Genomic DNA, 6,360 nt, shown 5'->3' on the forward strand with positions numbered 1-6,360 from the left:
AGGAAAACCTAATTATCCCCGTTGGTTTATATATTGAATATAGAATTTTCTTAAACTTATTCCACTGAATTTATTAGGCAACAACTCATGTCGGCATCTAAAAAGAAGACCGATTAATTTGATTTCAAATCAACCGCTTGCTATTTAACCGCAAACTCCCTAAATTCCCACCCAGTCAACTCTCCTAAAAAAGAAGAAATGCAAATCACCGAACCCACAACCATGATCACCGATTATCTCCTGGGACTTTTTACGGTCATTTTGGCAGTACGGCTTTCTAAAATAAATGAAGGTCAGGAAAACTCGATTCGTTTGTGGGGCGGCGCTTTGGCTGCCACTGCAATTGCGGCTTTTCTTGGCGGCACTTCGCACGGTTTCGCTTTGCATTTTAGCGATTTCGCAAAGACAGCAATCTGGAAAGCGACGGTTTATTCGATAGGGCTGGCCAGCTTTTTCATGCTGTCGGGAACTTTATTCGCGGCGGTCGCAAATCCCCTAAGAAAATTGTTGTTGGGCCTGGTTCTTTTGAAGTTCCTGGTCTATGCCGGCTGGATGGTTTCACATGATGAGTTTAAATACGTCATATTTGACTACGCGCCTGCCATGCTTGGTGTCGTGCTGCTGCAGCTCTACGCCTACTCGAAGTGGAAACACAAAAGTGCAGTCTGGCTGATTTCCGGGGTGGTGATTTCTTTTGCGGCAGCCGGAATTCAAATGAGCGGCTTTACCATTCACCAGCACTTTAATCATAACGACTTGTATCATGTTATCCAAATGGGGGCCATCTTTTTGCTTTATAGAGGCGCGGGTTTGCTCAAGGATCAAAGTTGAACGGAGGAAGAAAATGATTAAATCAAAACTGGGTTGGCCGTTTCTGATTATCCTTTTGCACCTATGTTTTTTTTCTTCAATCAACGGACAAAACGCAAAAGTTATCACAGCTTTGATCGGCGGAACTTTGATCGATGGCTTTGGCAGCACACCGATTCGTAATAGCGTCATCATTGTAGAAGGAGAGCGTATTAAAGCCGTCGGACAGGTTGGCTTTTTGGAGATTCCGCCGGGAGCAAAGATTATCTCCACCGAAGGCATGAGCGTGTTACCCGGATTGTGGGACATGCATGTGCACTTAATGATCAACGGTCACACGGATTATACGCACTGGGACAAAAAGTACACGCCGCTCTTTGAGTCGGTGATCATGCCAGCCTCTGCCAAACAACTGCTGATGTCCGGTGTCACCAGCGCTCGCGATCTCGGGGGTCCGTTAAAGCCAAGCATCGCCGTTCGGGATGCTATCAACTCCGGCAAAATTCCAGGACCCACCATCTATGTGTCAGGACCTTTTATCCAACACAAACCCTATCCCGGTACTGAGCTGTTTCGCTGGGGTGTTAACGGAGCGCAAGATGCCCGCGCCAAGGTTCGCCGTTTAGCCTTAGCCGGGGTCGACTGTATTAAGCTTATTGATCAAGACCAAATGACCATGGAGGAGGTTCAGGCTGTGGTCGATGAAGCACACAAACACAACCTTACTGTAGTCGCTCACTCGCACCGGCCCGAAGAGATCCGCAGAGGACTTTTAGCAGGAGTCGATTGTTTTGAGCATACCGGTTTATCCACTGCTCCGGAGTATCCCCCGGACATTATCTCATTGATCAGAGAGCGAACTGCTAAAATGAATCTTGGGCCACTTTTCTGGACCCCAACCATAGAGGTATTGTTTAATTACGAATACAAGCGCGACAATCCGGAAGAACTCGACGATAACTGCTGGCATGATGGCCTGCCCGACTCAATCATTCAGGATATTAAGTCCTCGTTTCAACACCCGGATCGCCTACCCTATTTTCAAATCACCCCTATTCGGAGGCCGACTTTAAAACGAAAATTTCAACAGCTTAGAGACTCTGGCATTGTCCTGCTCATTGGCACCGACAGCGGCATCCCGATGAAATTCCACTGTCAATCGACCTGGAATGAGCTCGATATTTGGGTACGTGAGCTCGGCGTGGATCCGATGCAAGCCATTCGAGCCGCCACTTACTGGCCTTCCGTGCTCATGAAAGTATCCGAAGATGTGGGTACAATCAGCGAAGGGAAATATGCCGACATCATCGCAGTCAAGGGAGATGTACTGCGTTATATCAATTTGCTGCAAGACGTTGATTTAGTTATCAAACATGGCCGGCAGTACAAGTAAATCATTTCGACTCTTTTTTCTTCTTTTCCTGCTTTCAGGTTTACAAATAGCCCAGGCGCAATCGCCAGAATATGTTCCCGGCCAGCTTCTGGTCAAGGTAAAATCCGTATCTCTTAATAAAGCTTCTTTCCCCGGAAAGGGTAAACTTGGCATCCCTTCGCTCGATGCTATCAACGCATCCAACAGCGTCAAGAAAGTCGAATTATTTCTTAAGCAAAAACATCCCACAAAAAAACTAGCTGGCATTTTTCGAATTTCGTTTTCAAAAGATCAGAATTTAGAAGAAATAATCGCCGCCTATGAGCAAGACCCGAATGTCGAGTACGCTCAGCCGAATTATGTCCACCAAATAGATTTTACGCCAAATGACTCCCTTTTTGAAAATCAAAATGCTCTAAAAAATATTCAAGCGGAGCAGGCCTGGGACCTTCAGCTCGCTTCTCCTGAAATAATTGTGGGAGTGATAGATACCGGCATTGATTACAATCACGAAGATTTAATCGACGCCTTGTGGATTAATTCAGGAGAAGATTTAAATAGTAACGGACGCGTCGATTCAAGCGATTTCAATGGTCTCGATGACGATGGCAACGGCTTTGTGGATGACATTCGCGGCTGGGATTTCACCGACGCACCCACTTTCCCGGACGGCGGAGATTTCCAAACCCCCGACAACGACCCTTTCGATGAAAACGGCCACGGCACTTCGGTGGCCGGCATTATTGGGGCAACCGGCAACAACAAAAAAGGTATCGCCGGGCTGGCTTTCGGTTGTCAAATCATGACCCTGCGGGCCGGCACAAGTTTGGGATTCCTTGAGGAAGACGATGTTGCTTCTGCTATCGTTTACGCCGTGGATAACGGAGCGCGCGTCATCAACATGAGTTTCGGAGACGACGTAGCCTCCCCGCTGCTACGCGATGTCATTCAATACGCCGTCAATCAAAATTGCGTTCTGGTGGCTTCGGCGGGAAATTCTGCCTCCGACCAGATTCACTTTCCATCCGGCTTCCCGGAGACGATTTCAGTCGGCGCGTCAAGTGAGAATGACAACTTAGCGGGTTTCTCTAATTTTGGCTCTTCGGTAGATCTGGTTGCCCCGGGAGTTAATATCCTGACAACAAAGCTGGGAAATTCATACGGTGATTTTAGCGGCACTTCGGCATCGGCGCCGCTTGTTTCAGCCCTGGCTGCGCTCATTCTTTCAAAAACGCCGGAGTTGTCGCCGGAATCGGTGAAAGGTTTGCTGACTTCTTCCAGCGATGATTTAGGCTCTGCGGGCTGGGACAACCTCTTCGCTTCCGGGAGGATCAACGCTTTCAGAGCTTTGGAGTCACCGTTTTTTTCTATTGTCCGTATCACTGCACCTGAGCTCGATCAAGGATTTTCTTCCGGGCCGGTCACGATTCGGGGAACTGCCGCCGGAACTTTTTTAAATGAATTTAGTCTCGAGCTCGGGGTCGGTGAAACACCGGAAACCTGGTCCGAAATTTTTCGCCAGACCAACCGCCAAATCATCGATGAGGAGATTACCTCTCTGGAAATTAATTCCCTCCAGGATACGCTTTACACCCTGCGTTTGATTTTAAGAAATAAAGACGGCACAGCAGTTGAAGACAAAGTCCGGTTTTTTGTCGACCGGACTCCGCCTGTCATTTCAAATATTAAGCAAACACCCATGCTCGACGGTGATCGCCACAGTCTCTTAATAGAATTCGAAACCGATGACCTCTGCGATGCCTCTATTTATTTCAGACCGGCTGGTTCTTCAGCAGATTTTCAAGAAAAAAAACTGCGGTTTCGAACCACCAGCCACCGTTTGAATTTCAGTCAGGATTTTCTTGTCGGTCAAATGGAATTCTTTGTTCAGGTTAGCAACGGCGCCGGATTAACTTCGATCAACAATAACGACGGCCGGTTTTTCAGCGCGGACCTAAGCGCCGCTCCCCTGGGAGGCGCCCCAATTGAAAACCTGGCAAGCGGTTTTCAGTCGAGTTTCCTTCTGGCTAAACCGGCAGATTTCGATTCCGATGGTTTGAAAGAAATTGTGCTGAATGAGTATGATGAAAATTTCAATTTCACCGCCTTGAAAATTTTGGAATTCGACCAGGGGCAGTTTAGGGAAGTTTTCGCAAGCAGTGAAGTTTTTATTCCCCGGGATTGGGGAGATTCCGATGGCGACGGATTTCCGGAAATACTCGCCGGACGAGGTTCCAGCACCTTCATTTTTGAAGCCACGGCGGCAAATGATTTCCCAACTCAAATCGTCTGGTCGAACACAAATGATGCCTGGGCCAGCCGCTTTGCAGATTTGGATCAAGATGGCTTGGGGGAGCTTATCCTCAGACTTGATGATCTCTTCACAGTTTGGGAAACTGATAATGATAACAGTTATGTATTGGTGGACTCATTTCCAAATCCAACGGCAGGCTCAAATTTCGTCGGTGTGCCGCATTCTGAAGTAGCGGATTTCGATGGCGACGGCCAATTGGAAATCATCTTCGGCGACTTTGACGGCGATATTTATATTTACGAAAATCGTGGAAACAACAGCTACCAATTTACCTGGTCGGACCGCCTGCCGCTTATCGACACCATTGATTATCTCTCGACCGGGGACTACGATGGCGACGGCATTGCCGAGTTTGTCGTCGGCTGCCACTCAGATCCAAGTCTGAATACAGAAAGTACTTTTGACAGCCGCCATTGGCTTTATCGAATCTATAAAAAAACCGGCGACAATTCATTTGAAACTGTTTGGCAGCAAGCCTTCTTCGGGTTCCAATCCCCTGCCGATTTTGACACCGGCGTTTCTTCCGGAGATGTGGACAACGACGGTCGCGATGAAATTCTAATCAATATTTTCCCGGATTTTTACATTGTCGATTACGATGTCGCTCTAGCAGAATACAAAGTCATCTGGCAGGCCGCGCCGAACCGCAGCAATAGTACAATGGTGGCAGACTTCGACAATAATGGCTTAAATGAATTTTATTTCAACACAGGTGAACAAGTCGCCGGCTACCAATTTTTATCAAACTTTGGCGGCCCATCGACTCCGCTGGCGTTTAAGGCAAGACCCCTGGATTTGAACTTAGTAGAACTTTCCTGGCAGCAAAGGGGACCCTTTGATTCATTTCGAATTTACCGCGGCACTGATGCCAACAATCTTGCGGTATTTGGCCAAACTCAGAATCAAATATTTTTAGATGCGACCGTGCAAACAGACACAGTTTACTGGTACGCGGTTACTGCAATCGATTCCTCTTTATCACCCGTTGAGAGCCTGCCTGCGCCGGCATTGAAAGTAAAACCCGGCTCGAAACCTTTTCTCGAAAGCGCAAGCTTCTTACCTCCACAGCAAGTGCAGTTAGTGTTCAGCGAGCCGATGGATAACTCCGTAACCAATCAAACCAATTTTGAAATTGTTGGAATCGGCACGCCCGGTTCATCCGTATCGCACAAAGCTGGCAAAGAAGTTATCTTAACAAGTCCCGTGATTCTTGAACCGGGAAATTATACAATCATTGTACGTAATCTCAGAGACCTGGACGGTACCCCAATCGACACGACCAGGAATTCAGTTAGCTTTACGGCAACAGCCCGGGAAAACGCACCTTACCTCGTCAGCGCAACGCTGATTCAAGCAAACCAACTAAGCTTGGAATTTAACGAGCCCTTAGATGACAACTCCGCTTCAGAGCCGGGGAATTATTTGATTGAACCAAACGTAAAGATATCCCGTGCAGAATTATTGAGCCAAAAGGGAACGACTGTGATTTTGACAATTGATCCCGAATCACCGATTGGCCCTTTTGGACTGAACTATTTTATCACGGTGAGAAATGTGCAGAGTGAAAAAGGTGTGCCGATCAGGTTTGGGCAAGGAGATACGGCCGCACTTATTTTCAGCAGTCCCGACCTTTCAAATATTTTTGCCTATCCCAATCCTTATCGCAGCGACTCGGGCCAGGATTTTGTCACCATCGCCGGTTTGACCAGCGAAGCTAAAGTGCGAATAATGGATATCTCAGGCCGCATCATTCGAACATTGGAAGAAACCGATGGCAACGGCGGGGTTACCTGGGATCTAAAGGATGAATCCGGCAGCCAGGTGTCTTCTGGGGTTTATATTTTTTTTGCGGTTGGTGAGGGCA

General features: G+C 47.6%; 3 protein-coding genes. All 3 read left to right on the top strand.

Features of this window, described 5'->3' with window-relative positions:
* Nucleotides 1–198: 198 nt before the first annotated feature.
* Nucleotides 199–831, top strand: coding sequence for a hypothetical protein (locus tag IH879_17660; protein ID MCH7676750.1), 633 nt, complete (start codon nucleotides 199–201; stop codon nucleotides 829–831).
* 13 nt (nucleotides 832–844) lie between these two features.
* Entirely contained in the window at nucleotides 845–2,203 is a 1,359-nt protein-coding gene (locus IH879_17665) for an amidohydrolase family protein (GenBank protein ID MCH7676751.1), read from the top strand.
* The coding region (locus IH879_17670; GenBank protein ID MCH7676752.1) for a S8 family serine peptidase at nucleotides 2,184–6,360 on the top strand (4,177 nt) is incomplete at its 3' end. The genes IH879_17665 and IH879_17670, both read left to right, overlap by 20 nt.

The organism is candidate division KSB1 bacterium (assembly GCA_022562085.1).
Taxonomy (GTDB): Bacteria; Zhuqueibacterota; Zhuqueibacteria; order Oceanimicrobiales; family Oceanimicrobiaceae; genus Oceanimicrobium.